21 protein-coding genes are annotated in these 21,674 nt (G+C 41.9%); 7 read left to right on the top strand and 14 right to left on the bottom strand.

What is annotated here, in order from left to right:
* Nucleotides 1-61: 61 nt before the first annotated feature.
* The gene (addA, locus tag PFZ69_RS13340) at nucleotides 62-3,781 is read right to left on the bottom strand and encodes a helicase-exonuclease AddAB subunit AddA (RefSeq protein ID WP_270181569.1); all 3,720 of its coding nucleotides are present in this window, start codon (nucleotides 3,779-3,781) and stop codon (nucleotides 62-64) included.
* A complete protein-coding gene (gene addB, locus PFZ69_RS13335; RefSeq protein ID WP_270181568.1) occupies nucleotides 3,765-7,271 on the bottom strand; it encodes a helicase-exonuclease AddAB subunit AddB in 3,507 nt (1,168 codons plus the stop codon). Before addB ends, addA begins: the two co-directional genes overlap by 17 nt.
* Nucleotides 7,272-7,460: 189 nt before the next feature.
* Between addB and PFZ69_RS13330 the strand changes: the two genes are divergently transcribed.
* The 4 genes from PFZ69_RS13330 to cotJC all read left to right on the top strand — a co-directional run bounded on the left by PFZ69_RS13330 (nucleotide 7,461) and on the right by cotJC (nucleotide 8,841).
* Complete coding sequence (locus PFZ69_RS13330; protein WP_270181567.1) at nucleotides 7,461-7,658, top strand: hypothetical protein; 198 nt, start codon at nucleotides 7,461-7,463, stop codon at nucleotides 7,656-7,658.
* Between the two features lie 114 nt (nucleotides 7,659-7,772).
* Complete coding sequence (locus PFZ69_RS13325; RefSeq protein ID WP_270181566.1) at nucleotides 7,773-7,982, top strand: spore coat associated protein CotJA; 210 nt, start codon at nucleotides 7,773-7,775, stop codon at nucleotides 7,980-7,982.
* Nucleotides 7,983-7,984: 2 nt separating this feature from the next.
* Nucleotides 7,985-8,251, top strand: a complete 267-nt coding sequence (locus PFZ69_RS13320; protein WP_270181565.1) for a spore coat protein CotJB — start codon at nucleotides 7,985-7,987, stop codon at nucleotides 8,249-8,251.
* A gap of 20 nt (nucleotides 8,252-8,271) precedes the next feature.
* The gene (cotJC, locus tag PFZ69_RS13315; protein WP_270181564.1) at nucleotides 8,272-8,841 is read left to right on the top strand and encodes a spore coat protein CotJC; all 570 of its coding nucleotides are present in this window, start codon (nucleotides 8,272-8,274) and stop codon (nucleotides 8,839-8,841) included.
* Between the two features lie 794 nt (nucleotides 8,842-9,635).
* On the opposite strand, the gene PFZ69_RS13310 is transcribed toward cotJC, so the two are convergent.
* The 5 genes from PFZ69_RS13310 to PFZ69_RS13290 form a co-directional block, all read right to left on the bottom strand.
* The gene (locus PFZ69_RS13310; RefSeq protein ID WP_270181563.1) at nucleotides 9,636-10,250 is read right to left on the bottom strand and encodes a TVP38/TMEM64 family protein; all 615 of its coding nucleotides are present in this window, start codon (nucleotides 10,248-10,250) and stop codon (nucleotides 9,636-9,638) included.
* Between the two features lie 121 nt (nucleotides 10,251-10,371).
* Entirely contained in the window at nucleotides 10,372-10,827 is a 456-nt protein-coding gene (locus PFZ69_RS13305) for a pyridoxamine 5'-phosphate oxidase family protein (protein ID WP_270181562.1), read from the bottom strand.
* A 210-nt stretch (nucleotides 10,828-11,037) separates the two neighbouring features.
* A complete protein-coding gene (locus tag PFZ69_RS13300; protein ID WP_270181561.1) occupies nucleotides 11,038-12,393 on the bottom strand; it encodes a hypothetical protein in 1,356 nt (451 codons plus the stop codon).
* 83 nt (nucleotides 12,394-12,476) lie between these two features.
* Nucleotides 12,477-12,995, bottom strand: coding sequence for a hypothetical protein (locus PFZ69_RS13295; protein ID WP_270181560.1), 519 nt, complete (start codon nucleotides 12,993-12,995; stop codon nucleotides 12,477-12,479).
* A gap of 235 nt (nucleotides 12,996-13,230) precedes the next feature.
* Nucleotides 13,231-13,449: a hypothetical protein gene (locus PFZ69_RS13290; protein ID WP_270181559.1), complete on the bottom strand. Its 219-nt coding sequence runs from the start codon at nucleotides 13,447-13,449 to the stop codon at nucleotides 13,231-13,233.
* 183 nt (nucleotides 13,450-13,632) lie between these two features.
* Here PFZ69_RS13290 and PFZ69_RS13285 point away from each other — a divergent pair, with 183 nt between their 5' ends.
* From PFZ69_RS13285 to PFZ69_RS13275, 3 genes are all read left to right on the top strand, one after another.
* Entirely contained in the window at nucleotides 13,633-14,079 is a 447-nt protein-coding gene (locus PFZ69_RS13285; RefSeq protein WP_270181558.1) for a protease complex subunit PrcB family protein, read from the top strand.
* A gap of 35 nt (nucleotides 14,080-14,114) precedes the next feature.
* The gene (locus tag PFZ69_RS13280; RefSeq protein WP_270181557.1) at nucleotides 14,115-14,882 is read left to right on the top strand and encodes a DUF3891 family protein; all 768 of its coding nucleotides are present in this window, start codon (nucleotides 14,115-14,117) and stop codon (nucleotides 14,880-14,882) included.
* A gap of 231 nt (nucleotides 14,883-15,113) precedes the next feature.
* Nucleotides 15,114-16,523 carry a SulP family inorganic anion transporter gene (locus tag PFZ69_RS13275; protein ID WP_270182041.1) on the top strand — a complete coding sequence of 470 codons (1,410 nt, stop codon included), beginning with the start codon at nucleotides 15,114-15,116 and terminating at the stop codon, nucleotides 16,521-16,523.
* 51 nt (nucleotides 16,524-16,574) lie between these two features.
* On the opposite strand, the gene PFZ69_RS13270 is transcribed toward PFZ69_RS13275, so the two are convergent.
* The 7 genes from PFZ69_RS13270 to PFZ69_RS13240 all read right to left on the bottom strand — a co-directional run bounded on the left by PFZ69_RS13270 (nucleotide 16,575) and on the right by PFZ69_RS13240 (nucleotide 21,547).
* Nucleotides 16,575-16,712, bottom strand: a complete 138-nt coding sequence (locus tag PFZ69_RS13270) for a hypothetical protein (RefSeq protein ID WP_270181556.1) — start codon at nucleotides 16,710-16,712, stop codon at nucleotides 16,575-16,577.
* 113 nt (nucleotides 16,713-16,825) lie between these two features.
* Complete coding sequence (locus tag PFZ69_RS13265) at nucleotides 16,826-18,688, bottom strand: PAS domain S-box protein (RefSeq protein WP_270181555.1); 1,863 nt, start codon at nucleotides 18,686-18,688, stop codon at nucleotides 16,826-16,828.
* A 110-nt stretch (nucleotides 18,689-18,798) separates the two neighbouring features.
* Complete coding sequence (locus PFZ69_RS13260; protein ID WP_270181554.1) at nucleotides 18,799-19,038, bottom strand: hypothetical protein; 240 nt, start codon at nucleotides 19,036-19,038, stop codon at nucleotides 18,799-18,801.
* 69 nt (nucleotides 19,039-19,107) lie between these two features.
* Nucleotides 19,108-19,257 (bottom strand): aspartyl-phosphate phosphatase Spo0E family protein, encoded by a 150-nt coding sequence (locus tag PFZ69_RS13255; RefSeq protein ID WP_270181553.1) that lies wholly within the window; start codon nucleotides 19,255-19,257, stop codon nucleotides 19,108-19,110.
* A 651-nt stretch (nucleotides 19,258-19,908) separates the two neighbouring features.
* Nucleotides 19,909-20,079 carry an H-type small acid-soluble spore protein gene (locus tag PFZ69_RS13250; protein ID WP_270182040.1) on the bottom strand — a complete coding sequence of 57 codons (171 nt, stop codon included), beginning with the start codon at nucleotides 20,077-20,079 and terminating at the stop codon, nucleotides 19,909-19,911.
* Nucleotides 20,080-20,142: 63 nt separating this feature from the next.
* Nucleotides 20,143-20,775: an HD domain-containing protein gene (locus PFZ69_RS13245; protein ID WP_270181552.1), complete on the bottom strand. Its 633-nt coding sequence runs from the start codon at nucleotides 20,773-20,775 to the stop codon at nucleotides 20,143-20,145.
* Between the two features lie 46 nt (nucleotides 20,776-20,821).
* Nucleotides 20,822-21,547 carry a SurA N-terminal domain-containing protein gene (locus PFZ69_RS13240; protein ID WP_270181551.1) on the bottom strand — a complete coding sequence of 242 codons (726 nt, stop codon included), beginning with the start codon at nucleotides 21,545-21,547 and terminating at the stop codon, nucleotides 20,822-20,824.
* Nucleotides 21,548-21,674 lie beyond the last annotated feature (127 nt).

The raw sequence follows: 21,674 nt of genomic DNA, 5'->3' as shown, positions 1-21,674 counted from the left end.
TGCTAGTTGATTATGTATGTTTGAATAAATAAGCTAGCCGGACATGAGCCCGGCCAGCATGTTAATCGATCGTAATCGATCGTCCACCATCGAAAAAGTAAAGTACTTTTTCTTTACAAGGGAGATTCCATATTTCATCGATTGCTTTTTCGTATAATTTCAACTGTGTTGAATAGCGATTTTTCATGGTCGTTTCGACTTGTTCTTCTGAACTAAATCGGTTTTGAATCACATCTGTCTTATAATCGACTAGGATTAGGCCATCTTCTTCTTCGATGATACAGTCGATGACACCTTGTAAGACAACCGTCTCCTCTTCACCTTCAAAATCATCATAAATCCAAGTGGAATCAACACCAAGGCTGAAAGGAACTTCCTTGTGAATCGCTTTTGCGTGTCTCATCTTCTTACCTAGAGATGACTGCGTGAACTGCAAAATCTGGTTCGCATCAATCGCATCTGTTTGTTCAGATGTTAATAATTCCTTTTGTTCTAGTCGAGCGATTAAATCTCTTACTGCATCTTCATCCGTTACATTCGTAACATTCAAGTGTTGCATCACAACATGCATCGCCGTTCCTCGTTCAGCCGGTGTGAGCTTTTTACTTTGTAGGAAGCGAGGGCGCTCTTTTAGCGACTGTTTAAACCCACTTACGATCGTTGAGTCACTACGCTCATCAGAAAACACTTCCCTCTGCCTCTTCACTTCAGTGACAGACTGCTTGGATTTCGTTTCAGTCGCTGCCGTGTGGGGGTACGTCCAACTGAGTCGGTTTACGACTTCATCTCGATGTGTGCTACGTTCAGGAATCGTCTCTTTTGACTGAAGTAATTTCTCATACTCTTCTTGCCTCGCAACATCTTCAGATTCCACTTCTGCAAAATCGGCTGCAGAGTGAATCGCTAGGTCCCACCTTGACGTATGATTAAAGACAGGAGTTGGCTTCTTAATATCTGCCACGTCATCAACAATTTGTGCTAAATCTCGATGACGAAGTAGCGAAGGGCCAATCCAGCTCAAATATGATTTTCCTTTGGAACGTTCAAAATCAGAAAGCAACCATTCTTCTGTTGAAGCGCCTGTCCAGGATAAGAGCTCTTTTTCCCACTCTTTTACGGTACCGATCAAATAGAGCTTCTCCTTTGCTCTCGTCAATGCAACATACAACACACGCATTTCTTCAGCAAGCATCTCGAGTCGCATTCTCTTTTGAAGAGTAAAATACGGTAGCGTTGGATATGTGATGCGATTGATAGGGTCGATGAATTTGGAAGCTACCCCAAGCTCTTTATGCATCAGCATCGGATTGACCATATCTCTCAAATTGAACTGTTTTGCAATCCCTGCCACAAAAACGATCGGAAACTCAAGTCCCTTACTTTTATGGATGGTCATCACTCTCACAACGTCTTCCTGTTCACCGAGCGCTCTAGCAGTCCCAAGATCGCCACCTTGCTCTTTCATACGATCGATAAAGCGTAGAAATCGGAATAAGCCTCGAAACGACGTTGCTTCATACTGTCTCGCACGATCGTAAAGTGCTCTCAGGTTTGCCTGACGCTGAAGGCCCGCTGGCATTCCCCCTACAAACTCATAATAATTCGTTTCACGGTACAACTGCCAAATCAATTCTCCAAGAGAAGACTGTCTCGCTTGATCCCTCCATTGATTTAGCTTCTCTAGAAATTCTGAAAGCTTGTCTGCAAGCTCATCTGACTCATCGTCTGCATACGTTTGTAGTGCTTCAAAGTAATTCCCATTTTTCTCATGAATTCGAATCTGAGCCAGCTCTTCCTCTGTTAGACCGAAAATAGGAGAACGAAGCACGGATGCGAGCGGAATATCTTGATACGGGTTATCGATCACGTTAAGTAAGCTCATCATGACAGCTACTTCTGTCGCTTCAAAATAACCTGTTGCTAAATCGGAGTATGCAGGAATCCCTGCCTGTTTTAACTCTTCAAGGATGACCGGAGCCCAGCTCGCCGTCGCGCGAAGCAGGATGACCATATCTCTGTACTCAACCGGTCTCATGCGCTCTTCTTTTCGGTCGTATACTTTCGCACGCTCTCTTTCACCTTTCCCCATCATCGTCTTGATGCGAGATGCCATTAATCGTGCTTCGAGCTGCACCTTTTCGACATCCTCTTCCTGATCTTCTCCTTCTGAACTCTGGTCGATCAGATGAACTTCTGGAACGACCGCTTCTGAAGAAGGGTAGCTGGCACCAGGAATCAACTCAGCAGCTTCATCGTACTCGATTTCACCAACACGCTCATCCATGATTTGCTTAAAGATGTAGTTCGTCCCGTTAAGAACTTCTTCACGGCTTCTAAAGTTACGGGCAAGATCGATTCGCTTTGAAGGGGCGTCTGATGAACGCCCGAACGTCTTATATTTAGAGAGAAATAAACCTGGCTCTGCTAAACGAAAGCGATAGATACTTTGCTTCACATCGCCTACCATGAACCGGTTTCCCGCTTCTTCACCACTTCGACTGATCGCATTCAAAATCGTTTCTTGAACTGAATTCGTATCCTGATATTCATCGATCAACACTTCAGCAAACTGCGTTTGATATTCACGAGCTGCATTCGAAGGGATTGGATTTTCCGGGGTAGAATCCTTGTTGAGTAGTACGGCAAGACAATAATGTTCGAGGTCACTATAGTCGACGAGCCCTTTTTCTTTTTTCAGAAGCGTATACCGTTCTCTGAACTGCTTAACGAGCTCAGATAACGTACCTAGAACAGGCGCTAACTGTTCAAGATCTTCCACGTACTCTTCAGGAGTTCTCTGGAACAACTCTTCCTGCAAACTCTGAATCGTCTTCTTAACTTTGTCTCTCATCCCTTTGACTGCATCGATTTTGGCAGTATCATACTGATCGCCTTTACATGGTTTCAACCGACCGAAATGAAAAGCTTCAAAGCTAGATGCTAATGACGACCAGGTTGCTTGAGCTGAGGATAAGGCATCTAGTACCATCTTATGCTCAGACTGTAACGTTTCGAGGTACGGTTCAGGACCATCTGATGAAGATGCGAGCTCGATCGATTTTTCTTGGAGCTCCTTCATACCTTCAAGCTGAAGAATGACATCTTTCTTTAATTCCTTCACCCAAACGAGTTCATCAAATGCCACTTTCCCGGCATTTTCATACTGAGCGACACTTTCATACAACCATTGATCTGGCCATGGATGACTCGAGGAGAAGTGATACAGCTTTTCGACGAGCTGTTGAAGGTCAACATCGCTTCGATCGCTGCTGTACCTGTCGACTAGGTCAAAGAACGCTTCGTTCTCACCGCTATACTGTTCTTCGAATAACTCCTCCATCGCTTCCTCTCGAAGAAGAGCCGCTTCCGTTTGATCAGCTACCCGAAAAGCAGGATCAAGATCGATTTCATAATAATAGCGACGAAGTACTTCCATGCAGAAAGAATGGAGCGTTGAGATGGAAGCTCTGTTAAGCATGGATAGCTGTCTTCGTAAATAGAGCGAAGAGGGATCTTCTTTTAATCTCCCTTCGAGTGCTTCACCGATGCGGTGTCTCATTTCAGCTGCAGCAGCATTCGTGAATGTAACGACAAGAATCCGATCTACCTCTGCTGGGTCTTTCTCATCCGCGAGTCTTCGAATGATGCGTTCAACTAATACCGCTGTTTTTCCAGAGCCTGCAGCTGCTGCAACCAGCACATCCTGATTTCTAGCCGCGATGGCATCCCACTGTGCATCCGTCCAGTGGGAACCTTCTGGTTTTTTAATGTACTCCGTCATCCGTGCCCTCTCCTTTCTCTCTCATATTTCTTAAAATCGTTTCATCGTCTTTTACTGGGATCACTTTGTACGAATTGTCTTCCATCGCCTGGTCAAACTGACAGAACGATCGGTATGAACAGAACGTACACGGAATCTTATCTTTCATTTTGTATGGATCGATATCGATTTTACCGTCCGAAATATCTGTTCCAATTCTTTGGATCGTCTTTCTCGTATATGCCCTAAGCGCATCAAAATCTTCAGATGAAAGGACAGATGAGTTCTTTGTAAAGTTCCCATCTTTTTTCAGCGCTGCCGGTACGATATCTGACTTATCTCTTTCGATCGTATCGTCCATCAAGCTAACGACATCCTTATCAGCAAGTAACAAGCCTTTCATCTTAAACTTCTTGAAAAGCTCCCTTTGTATGGCTGATTGAGCTGGTGAAGACGTTTGAAGCATCGGATTATGAACGTGGAAATAAAGCATACCAGCTGCTGCCGCTTCTCTTCCTAGCCATAGATGAGAATAAGAAATCACGACATCTAAATATGTGAGCATCTGTAGTGCAAGGCCAAAGTACACTTCTGATAGATCGAGCGAAGTTCCGCTCGATTTGTAATCGATGACCCTCAAGAGGAGCTGATCTTCTTTAAACGCCTGATCGACTCGATCGATCCGTCCGATGAGCTGCAGCGTAACGCCGTTCTTAAGTTTAAATTGAATCGGTGGTATCGCTTCTCCAGGACCAAAAGCAAGTTCAAGCCCAGCAGGCTGAAATCCGCTTCGCTTTGCTTGCTGTCCGAGTACAGACGAAGCTCTCCCAACGACTTGCTTTAACTTCCTCATAATATAGTGATAGCGATTCGAGCTAAGCAGAATTTCATTTTGAAGCCTTGGCGCGAGCTGTTCAACGATTTCTCCTGAAAGCTCATAGTATTGATTCGTCGAAAGCTTACTCCAATCCCAGTCTCGTTGCTTGATTGTTTCAGCAAGCATGTTTAGTGATGCATGAAAAAGCTGACCGATATCCGGCGCTTCTAGTTTAAAGGTGGAGCGCTCTTTTAACTTAAGGCCATGTGAAGCGAATTGAGAGAACGCACAAGACTGATACCGCTCCATTCTTGAGACACTCGCCTGGATTTTCGAACCGTATAGCTCACGGCTCGTTTCACGAGAAAGGTTAGTCGCTTTGTTTCGATAAAACAAGCTTTCTACTAATCTCAGTTTACTACTCTCGCGATCGCTGTTTTCAACGAACCAGTTATACGCATCCCACCAGATCGCATCGATCGGATAGCCCCTGTGCCACTGTCTCAGTTGGCCAGTAAGCCTTCCGATCGTTTTTAGCGGATTCGTTATGAATGAGAGTTCGTCATCTGCTTCCTCGCCAGGTTCAGCAAACTTCAGTCCAATCGATAGATCTCTGAACATTTCCTGCATTCGATTCATAACGATCGAAGGCTGTAGGCCTTTCCCTTCGCCGTCCGCAAGTGGACAGCTCACCCATAAATTCTCTGATGGTGTTGAAAGGGCGTGATAGATTAGGAATTCTTCATCTAGTAATCGCCGCTTCAAGCCTGGAGCAAGCTGAATCCCTTGTTCTTCAAGCTTTTCTCGATCTTGTTCACTTAAAAGTCCATCATCCTGAAGTTTTGCTGGTAACACCCCGTCGTTCACGCCGAGCAGAAATCCACACTTTACATTTGTAAAACGGGTCCGGTCGATGCTTCCGATCACCACTTGGTCGAGAGAAGCGGGAACAAGTGCAAACTTCATACTTTCGATACCAGCTTCTAATAGTTTCGTAAACTGTTCGATCGATAACTCCTGGTCTCCAATCAATTCGACCGTTTCATCGAGAAGAGCGATGACTGCATCCCAAACTTGATCATGCTCTCTCGCCTTCGTTAATTGTCCCGCTTTCTCAGCGTGTTCTTTTAGCCGATCTACTTTTTCAGCAGCATTACAGTTTTCAAGGAAATAGTATAGAACTTCACACTTCTCGCGTACTGTCTTTGCTTGTTTCATCATACGCTCGAATTTTTCTAAAGGGTTCGAAACCCATTCTTTCGTTTCGTTCAATCGTTCTTCCATTCGCTCGATTTCATCAGACGTTACGGTTTCTTTATCCTCTAGTTGACGATAGATATTCGCCTTCCACCGCTCTCCTGATCTCCACCGGTATCCTTTGATCCCTTTTGCAATCACATAATTTTCGAGCTCATCCATCCGATTTCTAAGATCTGCTTTGCTATTCTCCGTGTCGTCAGGGAACAGAAGCTCTGTTTTCACACAGCGGAAAACAGCTTCATATCTCCAGTGATACTGAATGATATCGAGACTCGATCGTATAAGCTCGATCAAAGGATGATGGAGCATCGTCCGTTTTTGGTCAGAGAAGATAGGGATTCCATGATCTGTAAAAATCGTTTCAACAAGCTCGTAATACGTTGACATATCCCTGACCATCACAGAGATATCTCTGTATCGATAGCCTTCGTCTCGTACAAGCCTGAGCGTCTCTCTTGCTGCAGCTTCAACTTCAGATCGAATATTCACCGCATGATTGACTTTTATATGCTGAAGCTCTCCTGTATAAAAGACAGGAGGGCGTTCTCCGTAATTTGCTTCTAAATGACGAAGCTCGTTGTTTTGGTACCTCTTTTGGTTGGTTAGTAGCTCTGGTGCCTTTACGTCGATCCCTTCTTCATTCGCCATTTGAAAAAGGGTCTGGTACGTTGTCGCTGGCTCGTGAAAAAGATCTAGTTCATGGACAGAAGCTGGATTCATTTCGGTATCCATCGTGATGGTAAACGTGATATCCGCACCTTTTTTCATCAAAGCTTGTAAAACGAGAAGCTCCTGAGGTGTAAAGCTATGGAACCCATCCACCCAAATCGCGGCATTCTCTAGATACTGTGATTCAGAGATTTTCTCAGCTAGCAGCTGAAGGTAATCTTCCGAATCTAAATAATGACCGATCATCGCTCGTTGAAATGCTTCGTATACAAGGTGAAGGTCATAGAGCTTGTCTCGTAGAAGACTTCGATCGTCGGTTGTATAGTAATCATCAGCGTAACTTTTTATATGATCTGGCTCGAGGCAGTAGCGCTTAAATTCAGTGACCATATCATTCAACTGATCGATATAGCCTGTTTTGTCTGACGAGCGTTGATAAATTCTCAGTTGTGCTTTATTTTCTTCAATAATATGTCTAAGCATCATACTCGTACCGACAGACGTTAAATGCGGCCTCGCCATACCACCTGTCTCTTGAAGGACTTTCCATGCAAGACGTGTAAAACTGAACACTTGAGCACGAATCATGCCTTTTAAATTACGGTTATGTACGAGCTCATACTCTGACTGAAACGTCATCTGTTCTGGAACTAAGTAGATCATCGTCTCCCCAAGAGGACGTTCGGTCAACTCACGCTGAATGTCAGTAAGACAGTGATCGGTTTTTCCGCTCCCCGATCGACCTATAATAAATTGAACTCCCATTCGTTTCTCCTCCCGTACACGTGTACTAACTATCCCATTATCTCACGTTTTTTCGCAATTTAATAGACTTCATAAGAAGATACGTTCGCATTCTGTTTTCCAATTATTGAGTGATCGTCTCAGTAGGTTTCAGGGAAAACTGTAAGGGTATAGAGTACTAAGCACAACTTTTGAAAAGGAGTTTTGGACATGGAAAATAAAGAGATGGATACATTTAAATGGGAGCTCAACCGGATTACGAGAGATATGACAGAATTTGTGCATAGTTACGAAAAGCTCGATGAATCACAGAAAACGAGCGTCCACAACAACTATCCGTTTGAGTTAGATCTTCACGAATTAAAAAACGCGTTAGCTAAATGGAATAACACCGTAAACAAAATGTAAGCCAGCCAAGCACCTCCAATGAGTGGAGGTGCTTTTTTCATGGAGCGAACATCTTTTATAAGGAAAAAACATACATCTAATAAGGTAGCCAATCGAATTTTTAGGAGGGGAACGATGTACACCAATAGGAAATATTACGAACCTTATATTAGCCCCTTTGACCCGTGTAAGCCGATTCGAGTGAAATCTTACTCTACGCCTCCAAACCTTTACTTAGGTTTCCAACCTCCAGGACTCGAGCAGTTTTCGCCACGAGAAGCGCTCGCAGCAGGAACGCTCTGGAAAGTGTTCTATGACCCTTACGAAAAGAATAAGGAGGGCTAACGATGAAGCACAAACAGCTACCGAACGAGTATTACGAGTTACTCGAAGAGCTTCAGGCTACTGACTTTGTGCTGTTAGAACTAACGCTCTACCTCGACACCCACCCGAATGACATCGATGCGATCAAGCAGTTCAATGAGTTTGCAAAATTGAGGAAGCAATTAAGGAAGAGGTATGAAAAAGATTACGGACCTCTTCTACAGTACGGATTAAGCTACAGCAGCTACCCGTGGAACTGGAATGATACCCCATGGCCGTGGCAAGTTTAATTTGGAAAGGATGAGTGCTTTTGTGGGTCTATGAAAAAAAGCTTCAATATCCAGTGAAAGTAAGCACATGTAATCCGATGCTTGCGAAGTTTCTAATCGAGCAATACGGAGGCGCAGATGGCGAACTCGCCGCTGCCCTCCGATACTTAAATCAACGTTACACGATCCCAGATAAAGTCGTAGGACTTCTAACCGATATCGGTACAGAAGAATTCGCTCATCTCGAAATGATTGCAACGATGGTTTATAAACTAACGAAAGATGCAACACCTGACCAAATGAAAGAAGCTGGACTCGGCGCGCACTACGCAAACCACGACAGAGCACTCTTTTATCAAAACGCAGCCGGCGTCCCATGGACAGCAAGCTACATCGCAGCAAAAGGCGACCCGATCGCTGACCTTTACGAAGACATCGCCGCCGAAGAAAAAGCCCGAGCCACCTACCAATGGATCATCGACCTCTCCGACGACCCAGACCTAAACGACTCCCTCGCCTTCCTAAGAGAACGAGAAATCGTCCACTCCCAAAGGTTTAGAGAAGCTGTGGAGATTCTGAAGGAAGAGAGGGATAAGAAGAAGTACTTCTAGTGCGAAAAGCGGAGACGAGCGGTTAGAAACGGAGCTATTGGAACTCTTGAAATTGAACACGTTCTTTGTGTTCAGTTGAAAGAGTGAAATAGCGTAGTTTCTGCGAGTCGCAGCTGGACATAGCGAAAAGCGGAGGTGGCCCGTTTAAATACGCAGGGAGTTGGAAGAGGAGCGAATGAGACGCTTTTTGTCTCAATCGCTCCTCTGAAACTACCGGAGTATTTGGCCACCGCAGCTGGACATACCGAAAAGCGGAGGTGGCCCGTTTAGGCTCGACAAGCGCTGGAAGCGTTGTGGATGAACACGCTTTTTGTGTTCAACCACAATGCTGAAGCGTCTCGAGAGCCTGGCCACCGCAGCTGGACATGAAAAGCGGAGACGAGCGGTTAGAAACGGAGCTATTGGAACTCTTGAAATTGAACACGTTCTTTGTGTTCAGTTGAAAGAGTGAAATAGCGTAGTTTCTGCGAGTCGCAGCCTGTAAACCTCAGTTCGCCGATAAAATCCTCATTTTCGCTGATATATTTTAAAAAGCGCTGATAAAACCATCAATATCGCTGATATATCAAAAATTTCGCTGATATCCGTCCAATTATCGCTGATATCTCTACCAAAGCTTCCTGCGAAATAAGCAGTACACCCTAAAACAAACCTGTTATTGTCCAAAATCTCTATTTATTAGCTAAAATCATGTTTTATTGTCCAAATCTAAGTTTTATTAGCCAAAATCGAATTTTATTGGCTAAATTACCGCTCTAACATCAAAACAAAAGCCATGCCGCTACCGGCATGGCTTATCTTGATTGATCTTCCATTCTTGTTTTTCTTGGTCGCTGATTCAGCTTGAGCTCGATGATCTTCCCTGCACCCCATAATAAACCGATGGCGAGGACGATCAGCACCAATTGCAGTGGTTGATGGATTAACGAAAACACGTCATGTCCGATGAATGAAACGATGGCGATCATGACCATTTTTCCAAGAAGAACAGCTAGTACAAAACTTCTGATACTCATATTTGAAAGTCCAGCGACAACGTTGATGAGGGCTGATGGTGTGAATGGAAAGCACAGTAAGAGGAACACCATGCCAAACCCATGTCGCTCGATCCACCTTAGCGTCTTATCGATCTTCTTATGCCTTGTGATCAAACCCATGAACCGCTGTCTTGCAAGTTTTCTTACGACAATAAAAACGAGCAATGCACCTAGGGATGCACCTAACCATGAAAGAAGTGACCCATACCAAAAACCGTAGGCTGCAGCATTACCGGCCACAAAAAGAAACAATGGCAATATCGGGAGCACTGCTTCTAGCATCGGTAGCAGGATGCCTGGCAATGGACCAAGTGCAGCATACTGGTTAAGCCATTCTTTTATCGTCTCTTCGTTTAAAGAATCAATAATCATTCCCCACTCCATATGGGAATCAACCTCGTTTCATGATGCGAGTGTCATTTAATGTGACAGCACGAATTGCATTTCTTACTCTATATTAAAGCATAAATAAAGATCGATAGAAAGTTGGAAGCTATTTCATCAGAGCTGTATAGACCTCAAGATCCAGCGCTTCTGCTTTATCTTTGTTGTATGTTTTTTCAAATTGTGGGTCTGCAGTAATTTTGGCTCCCCAGAACATAGACTCGATCACCTGCTCAACTTCAACGTTGATCTTAGCAAGTTTTAATGAAACGCCGCTCATCGCCTTTTCTAAAATGGATGCGTTCCCTTGAATAGAATATACCGTTTCTAAGCCGATGATGGATAGTACGACACCCTTGTTACCTTTTACATTTTCCACCGTTCTAGAGTTACTCGTCACGGAAAAACGAATATTGTTCTTATCCAACGCTTTCACCCAGGAAATAGCTGAAACATTCGGAGTGCTTGTTTCATAGTCGATCGTCGATAGCATGACGAGTTTTTCGCCATTAAGAAACGATGCTAAGTCTTCTGTCAATTCGGTAACTTTATCTTTCTTTGCCATTCGCTTCATCCTTTCACTTCTATCTCTACTCTTTCCTAAAAGATTAGCACGAATACTTCATTATGGAAACGCTTCAGAATAAGGAGGTTAACAAAAAAATTGCCGCACTCGAAGAGTACGGCAAAAAGGGGGAAAATCAATGTGAAACATCATTACTTAGGGGGTTTGATACTAACTATACCCGGTTTTCTAGTTTCAAAACCTTAAAATTTATTTTTTTAACAATTTTAATGAGGCGCTTACCTTTTCCCTTACACGCACAATGTCAGGAAGGTAAGATAGCTTAACGGTTACTGGAGATAACGATGTGGCATGGCCCATATCGAGGTTTATGAGAAAACCTGTATCTGACTCTTCAATATCATAGATGAGGATATCATCGCCATTCCGATCTTTAATGGAAAGAGTGATGAAATCTTCTTTATATGGAAACTGACTGATCTCGTTTTCATTAATCATATGTAGCATTCGAATGACATCGTGTTCAACGGAATCTTGCGCCTCTAAAGAAAGAGCAAGAGCGTGCGACGATCCTCTCGCTCTCATACTGATCCCATAAGAGACTCCACCATAATTACCTGCTTCTACAACACCGCCATCTTTTAGCTTCGTTAACTCTTCAGAACTTAATGTTGATTCAACCGAGCCAGTTTTATCCCTAAGAATTCCCGCTATTTCAAGATTCAACTTCTCTTGTAACTCTTGAAAAGGTTGCATCGTTATTGAGAAACGATCACCTTCATTTTCGACTTTGTACCGATTTTGAAAGGTATGGTCTCCAACCTGCTCATTAACTAAGATGTAGGAGAGATCATTTAAGTCTGATTCAAAATACAGCTTATTTTTTGTGTAGGAAGCTGTAAATTTTTCGAACTCAATGGTCCCATCTCCCACTTGCAACGCTTGATCTAAATCGGCTTCTGCAAAAGGTGTTCCTTTATAACCCTTTTCCACCTTTAACGTCACATCGTTCAGTGTTTTTTTCTTTTCACCATGGCTTACTACGATGTCTTTTAACGTTAATTCCTCCAAATTGAGTAAGTCCATTTCTTCTTCAGTAATAAAATTCAGGTTACTTTCAGGGGTCAAGATAACGGCTTGATATAAACGGTATTCATTTACTATCGGTTTCTGTGATTGAATGAGATGTTGCTCCACATACTCTGATTTTTTTGCGCCTGATCCATCTCTATAGCTAATACTTCCAATGGAAAGCTGCGGGAGGTCGAACGGCATGTCTTCTTCTTTAAGCGAAAAGGAATAAGATAGGTAGATTCCACCGTATGCTACCACCATCGCTTCGTGTATGATCAACTCTCGATCCAAGTCGAGAATCGGAATAGATTTATTGTATGTATTGATAAGGTCGAGCTCTTTCGCTAATTTGAATTGGGGGATCATTTGATTCATGTGATCATCAAGTGCTTCTGCAGACTCAACGACATCAAATGCTTTTGAGTTCACTTCAAAATTCGGCTCTCTATTTTGCAGAAAGTTGAAGATCACCAGAAACAATCCGAATGTAATTAATATTCCGACTATTTTATATAGATTGAGTTTCTTCATTCTTATCCCCCTATGTGTTGTTCCTTCTAGTTTAGCATACGTTTTGATTTCAACTAAAAAAAACAGCAGATGTTCTGCTGTTTTTAAGGTTGAATTTCAACAGGAATACGGAATACGAACTGTTCCTTTTCCCCTTCGTATTCGATTGGAACTGCGACTTCAATTTGGTATACACCGGGATCGAGTTCTGGCGTTAGCTGTGCTTGTCCTTCAATCACTTCTTTTGGTGTTACGTCGACTGTATCCGTTGGTTCTTCAGAGCCAAAAGGGATCACAACTTCATCCGTTTTATGCTTTGTAATTTGATAATTCAACATCTCACCATTGATCACTTTAAACGAACCATCTTTTTCACCGCTGTATCGAAGTTTAGCGACTAAAGAAACTTGGTTATCGATCAGCTTACTATTTAGTAATCCCCCTACTGGAATTTTTGGTTGTGTTTCAGATCGAGATACGACATCCTTTTGATCTTCACTTAGAACATACTCACTCGTGTTCATTTTGCCGTCACTCATCAAAACGTTTGTGGCTCCGACGATAACAAATACGATAAAGAAAACAATGATAAACGTTGTACCGTTAAACTTGATTCGTTTCATGCTGACATCCTTCCATCCCTTAACTCAATGCTATTAGTATAGCATTTTCTTTCTCTTGTTGGATGAAGAATCACACAAACTTTCTAAACAGTTTGTTACACTAAAAGGAAACCTTCACCTGAAAGGATGTCACACATGCTATCGATTGTAATGGACGTATTGATTGCTATCGGACTTTTTTTCTTTTTACTGTTTGGATTGTACTTAGTCGATGTGTTTCGTCGCAAGAAGTAAATTAAGCTTCTGGCCCAGCCTTATATAACACTGATGGTGCCGGATCCACCACGGATGCGTCGAATTCTGTTTGAATTTTTGTTGGCGGAATTTCTTTTATTGCCCTTACAAGTTCCTCTTCATCAGGGCTATACCCTTTGTTTGATAAATACTCCATGATTTCATGAGTAGAAACTGGTTCTTCAACATTTCTTAGAAATTCAAGAATTGCGTTCTGCATATCAAGTCCCCTTCCTTGTCATTTTAACTCCATGGTTGATTATTATCTCCATAGGTTCATTACCCATTCAATAAGTAATGTAACCGTATAACAAGGTAAACCCTTTCCATTTCATCTAATTTTCGCTAAACTTAAACATACTAGCACATGTATAGAGGCATGTGTAAGGAGGGAGAAAGATCAGTGCGTCACATTATTCTTTTACTTACAATTGTGATCGCTTTCGTTATCTCTGGCTGTCAGAACAATGCTGAGCCAACAGATACAAATGGGGGTGAAGAAGTGTCTGAGGAGATTGATTTTGAAATCGTCCAAATGAATAATGCACCAAACGATATACAGACCACTTTGCAACAAAAATGGATTGAAAGAGCGACATTCGCCGTTCCTTCAGGAGATCACCTTTATATCATTATTACGCGAGGTGAAATGCCAACAGGAGGGTACTCGGTCACAATCGATAATATAACTAAAGAAGGAAACAAGCTGCTCGTTACATACTATACGACGGACCCTAAAAAAGATGACATGGTGACCCAGGCTATTACGAAACCTTTCACAATCGCTAAGATCGACCATACGAATGCACGTATTAACTTTCAGGAAATCAAAAAAAGCTCCCCTAACTAGGCGGAGCTTTCTAAACCTTTCGAAAGGATGAGTGGATGATCGTCTATGAACATAATGACTGCTTTGTCATGATCAGGCAGCACGAACATGCGCTTCTATCAGGACAGCTTGCCAAGAAGCTAAACCGAACGTACTGGCCAGACCTTTCATATCAATATGATGTTCTCTATGCGATTCACCATCACGATCGTGGATGGAAAACGCTGGATTCGGTTCCAATATGGAATGACGATGAAAAGTTCCCATTCTCTTTCATGGACTACCCTCTTCCGATCAAGCTCGATTACTACCAAAAGGGAATCGAAGAGGTTTTAAACTACAGCTCATACGCTGCATACCTTTGCAGTAAACATTATCAATCCTTCTTCAAACAAGCTACTTCGCGAAGAGGGGTCAGCTTTTACAATCATGAAAGCAAACGCCAAAAAGATTTGCTACATGACTTCGAGGTCCAGGAAGACCTCTTTACATTTCACTTTCAGCTCCTTCAATTTTTCGACGATCTTTCCTTATATGTATGCTTTCAAGAACCAGGTGTCACGAAAGAAAACGAACTTACGTGGTTTAAAGAAGGCTTTTCACAGTCGTTTTATTTTCTTGAAAAGGACGAACGCATACTCGCTAATTGGAAGGATGACCATACGATTCAATTATCACATCCACTGATTCCAACAGACGAGCGTTTTTCAATTCAAATAAAGCGCGTTCCAAAAGAGCTTGTTCAAAAAGATGGGATCGCATCAGCTTATGAAGCAACGTCTGTTGAACACCGCACATTTCAATTTTCACCCCCAAAAAGTTAAAATCTAATGAAAAACAGAGAAAACCGACGCATATTTAAGTATTTTAAGCATGAGTTCGCTTACACGGCACTATTAGGGGCTCGTCACATTCCTATTTCCTGCGTATAATTCACCTTGTTTTGTCCGGTTCACCTTTCCGGGGAGGAAAGGAATACGCAGAAAAAGGAAGTGTATTATTTGTCAATTCAACAATTAAAAAGTGAATGGTTTGGGAACGTCCGTGGTGACGTGATGGCAGGCCTAGTCGTAGCGCTTGCTCTTATCCCGGAAGCCATTGCTTTCTCTATAATGGCAGGAGTCGATCCAATGGTTGGATTGTACGCCTCATTCTCTATCGCCGTCGTCATTTCGTTTACTGGTGGAAGACCTGGAATGATCTCTGCAGCAACAGGTGCAATGGCTGTATTGATGGTTACTCTTGTCGCCGATCACGGACTGCAGTATTTATTTGCAGCAACGATCTTAACTGGTATCTTGCAGATTGCTATGGGAGTCTTGAAAGTCGGTAAATTTATGAAGTTCATTCCTCGTTCGGTTATGGTAGGCTTTGTAAATGCCCTGGCTATCCTGATCTTTAGCTCACAGCTGCCACATTTCGTTGGAGAATCTTGGCCGATGTATCTCATGGTCGCTGGAGCTCTTGCAATCATTTACCTTTTACCAAGGTTTACAAAAGCTGTCCCTTCCCCACTCATTGCCATAATTGTGATTACGATCATCGCAATTATGTCAGGAAGCGGAGTACGTACAGTTGGAGACATGGGTGAGCTTACCCAAGCACTCCCAGCATTCTTTATCCCTTCTGTTCCATTTAACCTTGAAACACTAATGATCATCTTCCCTTACTCATTAGCGCTTGCTCTTGTAGGACTTCTCGAGTCGTTCCTAACAGCATCGATCGTTGATGATATGACGGATACAGATAGTAACAAGAACCGTGAAGCAAAAGGGCAAGGTGTTGCAAACATCGTAACAGGTTTCTTTGGCGGTATGGCTGGTTGCGCAATGATTGGACAATCTGTCATCAACGTTAAGTCTGGTGGTAAAGGCCGTCTTTCTGCACTAGTTGCCGGTTCGTTCTTAATGTTCTTGATCCTTGTGATGGGAGATATCGTGAGTCAGATTCCACTAGCGGCTCTTGTTGGGGTTATGATCATGGTATCAGTCGGAACGTTTGACTGGTCATCACTTACAAACTTACACCGCCTGCCAAAAACAGATGCAGCGGTAATGGTCGTGACGGTATTAACCGTATTATTCACGCACAACCTTGCAAACGGCGTACTTGCTGGAATCCTCTTGAGCGCTATTTTCTTTGCTGCAAAAATCTCTAAGATTCATGTTAACAGCACACTTGATGATGCGAATAATCGCAGAATCTATGAAGTTTCTGGTCAAATCTTCTTCGCTTCGGTCACTGATCTCGTGAAAGCATTTGACTATAAAGAAAACATCGACCGTGTTGAGATCTCACTATCAGATGCTCACCTCTGGGATGATTCAGCAGTTGGTGCGATCGATAAGATTCATGCAAAATTTGTTCAAAACGGCATTTCTGTTAAGTTCGTTGGCTTGAATGAAGCAAGTACAACATTGATGAACAAACTATCCGATAATAATTCAGATAAAGTTGCGTCTTAAATGGAAAGGCACTTCCCCTTTTTGAGGAAGTGCCTTTTTTATATACAATTTCTACAATAAGTATGTGATGCCATAAATCAGTACTGCAAGAGTTGCGATTGAATAATTAAAAAGGCGATTGTCTTCTTTCCAATTCTCAGCGTTGAACTTTTCAAAGGCAAGGAGTCGGTATTTCGTCTCGCTTCTCACTCTCAACACATCCTTTTATTTAACTATTCAGAAAATATCTTTCTTATATTGTAAGCGCTTACTTTATGTTTGTAAAGAATTCTTCTCATATAAATAAGCGCCCGCATGGACGCTTATTTGTGCAGCTCTATTGGTAGTTTGATGCAGACGGTTGTTCCGATCCCTTCTTCACTTTCAAACGTAAGCTCACCTTGATGGTTTTGAATAATTCTTCTACAGATCATGAGTCCAAGTCCATTCCCTTTTTTCTTGGTTGTGTAGAACGGTTCGCCTACATGAGGTAATTGATGATCTGGTATGCCTGTGCCGTTATCTTTCACTTCAATCATAATATCTTTAGAGTCCACATAAACGGATACAACGATTTCCCCACCGTCTGGCATGGCTTCTATCGCATTTTTCATCACATTGATCAAGACTTGCTTGATTTGATTTTCACTGCATGTAATGGATGGGGCTGTATTAATAAGCCGTGTGTAGATTTGTACATTGTTTAAGATCGCCTGTGTTTCAATTAATGTCAGCACATTCTCAATAAGATCGAGAATATTTGCTTTTTCAAAAGAAACGGCTTGAGGCCTTGCCAATACCATAAATTCGTTTACGATCATGTTGATTCGATCGAGCTCAGACATCATGATCTTAATAAATTCTTGATCACTTTCATCAGAAAGCCTAGATTTAAGAATTTGTGTAAACCCCTTCAATGATGTGAGTGGATTTCTGATTTCATGAGCGACTCCAGCCGCAAGTTCACCAATGACCGAGAGTTTATCAGATGTTCTTAGGAATTCTTCGGTTTGTTTTCGATTCGTTATGTCTTTTCGAATATAAACATATTGATAGGGTTCTCCTTTATCATCTAGAAAAGGGACCACTGTCGTATCGACCCAAAAGATTTCTCCATCTTTCTTTTGATTGTTTATTTCACCTTTCCAAACTTCTCCATTGGCGATCTTCTTCTCCATCTCATGGAAAAAAGCAGGGGGATGATACCCTGAATCTAATATCTTATGTTCTTTACCCATCAGTTCCTCTTTTGAATAGCCAGAGGTTTTACAAAACCGGTTATTGACAGATGTAATTCTTCCTTGCTTATCTGTAATCGATACGAGCGCACTTTCGTCTAACGCATACTTCATATCCTTCAGCTGTTTAAGGGTCTGCTTTAATTCTCGCTCCGCTTCTTTTTTCTCTGTAATATCTCTTGTTACGACAACGAGTGTTCTCTCACTGTCCACTCCTGCAGGAATAAGGGTTGCCCGATCCTCAAGACATAGCCACGATCCATCGGCATGTTTTCTTCGAAATTCTACAACAGCTGGTGAGTGATCAAGTGGATCATCCTTTAATAAATCAACGATACTTCTCTGGTCATCAGGATACACATCGAGTTCGATGGATTCACCCAGGTAATAATGTGGTGGATGACCAAGAATTGTTTCGTGGGAGGGAGATGCGTAGATCACACGATCACTCTCAACATTCACTAAACTTATGAGCTCTGAAGTATGTTCAGCAATAAGTCTGTATTTCTCCTGGCTTTCTCTTAGAGCTACGGCTGTCTCTCTTTCTGACGTAATATCTCGTACGATACTAAATGCACCATCAATTTTATTATCTATGTAGACTGGAATCGTAATGATCTCCACATCTACTGTAACTCTTACTTCGTGTAAGAGGGTCGTTTGAATTTGAGTGATCTGTCCTGCTAGCGTATCTCTAAATGCTTTGTCGACTTCCTCTCGATCTTGATGAATAATAAATTCTGTATAATGTTTGTTAATAACAGTTTCACCACTTTTGTGAGCAAACTGTTCACCAAACTTATTCATATTTTTGACGAGTCCATCGAGGTTTAGAGAATAGATCATACCAGGATAATGGGTAAAGAGAGACAGATACTTCTCGTATTCTCGATGTAGCTCATGAAGCTGGTGTTTTTCTATGAGAATATTCTCTGACTGTTTGACCATTATTTCCTCCCCAATTTATGGTAAAATCATTATCTTCCTACACTTTTCTACAAGATTAGGTTTTTATCCTGCTTTTCTTAAAAAAATCCAACAAAAAAAGCCGTGTCTAATTAACGGCTTTTGCATTCGTTAAGTGGATCAACTTCGTCTTTCCACATTTGTTCATTTCGAAGAGCATACAACGTCCAATCATCGTTCCCATTATAATTAATATCATTGCATTCTCGAAATTGTACGATGGATTGAAAGATACTGCCTTCGATCGATTCTATTAATTGATTTCGCTTAGGGTGTTCTTGTATCCAATCAAACAACTCTTCGTTTAGAATTGCTTTAAGGTCAATTTTCATGATGATTTCCTCCTTAATTAACCCACACAGGAAGAAAAATATTTACCTCTAATTTCTCTAACCCGCTTATTACGTAGTCCGGCGTTGCATAAGAGCATTTAACAACCGGTCTAACTCCTGACTGCAGCGAATCGTTTTTTCAGAAGCAAATCCATACCGTCCAGCTATATCGAACATTTCTTTTCGTTTCTTCTCGATGATTGCTTCATACTCATACATTCTGCATTCCTCCTCAATCGAACACATAACCATTATGCCCAATAGTGAGTGGAATCAAAACGCATTCGACTAAACTTCTAATTACTTTGCATATAGTGCATAAATTAGACAAGCTTCGCCGCAACCTATTTATCAAGAATGTTATAAGAAAGTCATTTAAATTACTTATTTGTCTTATTCCCCAAAAAACAGGAATCCATGCATTTTGAAGTATAGAATTGCTTTATATGAACAAAACACATCAATCTTACTATATTATGAATACCTTCCTGATCATAAAAAAAGAACCAAGTGAACAGGTTCTTTTTGTGGTCCCTATGCCGCAGGAGTTTGAATACCTCTTGCTTTCCTGTGGACGAACGCCCGAGCCTCCAAGTGGACAAAACCGGTCCACTCAGAGTCTCGAACGCCCGTTGGACCACGGGAGTCAAGAGGTCTTCACTCCTGCTAGAATACAATTAAATCAATTTAAACTGTCCGTCTAATTATGCTATCTTCATGTAACTTCCATTTAAAGTTGATTTTTCTTTAATTCTAATGAACTTAAAACCAGAAGTTGAAGCGGGTAATCTAACTATAATAGTTGTAGATAGCTATTAAAGCTTTCTGGACATTCTAAGAACAGGTCATCCGGATCCTAGAAGCTCTCGATTACTGTTCAAATAGCTGATACAGCGAAACATCATGCTCATGATCTGGTCGATCTGTTTCATGAATTCTCGCTGTTTCCTTCTGCTCGTTTACGCTAGTCAACCAGACTGGGTTTCCGTTATGAAGGACTTGAATCTCTTCTTTTGAAGCTAATATTTGCTTGGCTCTCATTGCATCCACTAAAAACATCCTCTCGTCTTTTGTTTTCAGTTTGTACTAGTAAGAGTCAATTATTCATCCTTTTCCTTCCCACTCGTTATAAAATTGATCAAGAAATGCCTCCATAAATTTGTGGCGCTCTTCTGCTAGCTCTTTTCCTTTTTTCGTGTTCATCGTGCCTTTTAGCTTTAACAGCTTTTCATAAAAATGATTGATTGCTGTAGAACGTCCTTTCCGATAACTTGATACCGACATGGCTTCTCTAGGTGGAAGGTGCGGGTCATACATCTGATCCCCCTTGGATCCAGCGTACACGAACGTTCGTGCAATTCCGATCGCTCCGATAGCGTCCAACCGATCTGCATCCTGCACAACTTTTGCTTCAAGGCTCTCAACTGGCGGCATCCCTCCTCCCTTAAAAGAGATGGTGGAGATGATGTTTAAGATATGATCTGTTTCTTTAGTGCTAACTTTCTTTAAAAGATGTTCGACTTCTCGTATCCCTTCTTCAGGATCACCAAGCTTATCATCAACAAGATCATGAACGAGTGCGGCCACTTCACAAACGAATCCATCGGCACCCTCTGCTTCAGCAATCGTCTTTGCATACTTTGTTACACGATCGATATGTGACCAGTCATGGCCGCTCCCTTCACTTTCAAGCTTTTGTTGAACATACGCACGAATTTCTATAATTACATTCTCCACTTCATTACCTCCTGCTTCATAAAAAAAGGTCAGCTTGTTGGCTGACCTAGATCATCTCTTCTATTTCTGCTTTTTCTTTCAGCTCTTCTCTAAGCTCTTGAACTTCTTTTTGAAGCTTTGTTTCTTCAAGGTAGCTCTTGATTCGGTCTTTCATTTCATCATAAGATGGCGGGTTGTCCGCGTCCTTTGTAAACTGCTCATCGTAAAATGCCTTCATTTCTTCTTCAGTGACTTCTGGCGTGTTAATTTTCTCTTCTACATATTTATCGACTACAACAATGTTTTCATATTGAGTTTCAAGCTGTTCAAGTGTTAGCCCTTGCTTTTTCAAAGCTTCTTGTAACTGCTCTTCACTTTGAAACTGTGACTTCACTTGTTCAAGCTCTGTTTCTACTTCCTTATCAGATGCTTTATAGCCTTCTTCTTTAGCTTGTTGCAATAGAAGTTCCTGACCGATCAGGTTGTCCATCACTTCATTCTTAATCGTCTCGGCAGTTTCACTTTCAGAAGGGTCTTTTCCTTCCATCGTATAACGTAGTTGGGTTTGCATCAACATTGAATTGTAGTCTTTCCCTTTAATTTCTTCACCGTTAACAGTCGCAACTATTTTATCTTCTTCAACCTTCATTGCTTCGAGTTGTTTTTGCGTTTCTTCCATAGACACCGTATCATTCTCGGAAGTTTCTTTCTCTTGCGTGTCACCTTCATTGTTTGAACAAGCAGCTAGTAAGAGGGCTGCTAACAGGACTAGCATACTTATTTGTTTTTTCATGCTGTGTCGTTCTCCCTTCACGTTTGGCAATTTCCTATGTAAATGGTATCACACATTCAATGACTTTTACGACATAGAAAAGAGTATTTTGGTAATTTTTTGATACTTTTCTCTAAAGAAAATCCCT

This window comes from Alkalihalobacillus sp. CinArs1, from assembly GCF_947387515.1.
In the GTDB taxonomy this organism is placed as follows: domain Bacteria; phylum Bacillota; class Bacilli; order Bacillales; family Guptibacillaceae; genus Guptibacillus.
The sequence above is the reverse complement of the archived record's forward strand: the minus strand, read 5'-3'. Positions and strand labels throughout refer to the sequence as shown.

Excerpts from the sequence above, each read along its gene's own strand:
- addA (WP_270181569.1), bottom strand. The coding sequence starts at position 3,781 with ATGACGGAGTACATTAAAAAACCAGAAGGTTCCCACTGGACGGATGCA.
- addB (WP_270181568.1), bottom strand. The coding sequence starts at position 7,271 with ATGGGAGTTCAATTTATTATAGGTCGATCGGGGAGCGGAAAAACCGAT.
- PFZ69_RS13330 (WP_270181567.1), top strand. The coding sequence starts at position 7,461 with ATGGAAAATAAAGAGATGGATACATTTAAATGGGAGCTCAACCGGATT.
- PFZ69_RS13325 (WP_270181566.1), top strand. The coding sequence starts at position 7,773 with ATGTACACCAATAGGAAATATTACGAACCTTATATTAGCCCCTTTGAC.
- PFZ69_RS13320 (WP_270181565.1), top strand. The coding sequence starts at position 7,985 with ATGAAGCACAAACAGCTACCGAACGAGTATTACGAGTTACTCGAAGAG.
- PFZ69_RS13310 (WP_270181563.1), bottom strand. The coding sequence starts at position 10,250 with ATGATTATTGATTCTTTAAACGAAGAGACGATAAAAGAATGGCTTAAC.
- PFZ69_RS13305 (WP_270181562.1), bottom strand. The coding sequence starts at position 10,827 with ATGGCAAAGAAAGATAAAGTTACCGAATTGACAGAAGACTTAGCATCG.
- PFZ69_RS13300 (WP_270181561.1), bottom strand. The coding sequence starts at position 12,393 with ATGAAGAAACTCAATCTATATAAAATAGTCGGAATATTAATTACATTC.
- PFZ69_RS13295 (WP_270181560.1), bottom strand. The coding sequence starts at position 12,995 with ATGAAACGAATCAAGTTTAACGGTACAACGTTTATCATTGTTTTCTTT.
- PFZ69_RS13290 (WP_270181559.1), bottom strand. The coding sequence starts at position 13,449 with ATGCAGAACGCAATTCTTGAATTTCTAAGAAATGTTGAAGAACCAGTT.
- PFZ69_RS13280 (WP_270181557.1), top strand. The coding sequence starts at position 14,115 with ATGATCGTCTATGAACATAATGACTGCTTTGTCATGATCAGGCAGCAC.
- PFZ69_RS13275 (WP_270182041.1), top strand. The coding sequence starts at position 15,114 with ATGGCAGGCCTAGTCGTAGCGCTTGCTCTTATCCCGGAAGCCATTGCT.
- PFZ69_RS13265 (WP_270181555.1), bottom strand. The coding sequence starts at position 18,688 with ATGGTCAAACAGTCAGAGAATATTCTCATAGAAAAACACCAGCTTCAT.
- PFZ69_RS13260 (WP_270181554.1), bottom strand. The coding sequence starts at position 19,038 with ATGAAAATTGACCTTAAAGCAATTCTAAACGAAGAGTTGTTTGATTGG.
- PFZ69_RS13255 (WP_270181553.1), bottom strand. The coding sequence starts at position 19,257 with ATGTATGAGTATGAAGCAATCATCGAGAAGAAACGAAAAGAAATGTTC.
- PFZ69_RS13250 (WP_270182040.1), bottom strand. The coding sequence starts at position 20,079 with ATGAGAGCCAAGCAAATATTAGCTTCAAAAGAAGAGATTCAAGTCCTT.
- PFZ69_RS13240 (WP_270181551.1), bottom strand. The coding sequence starts at position 21,547 with ATGAAAAAACAAATAAGTATGCTAGTCCTGTTAGCAGCCCTCTTACTA.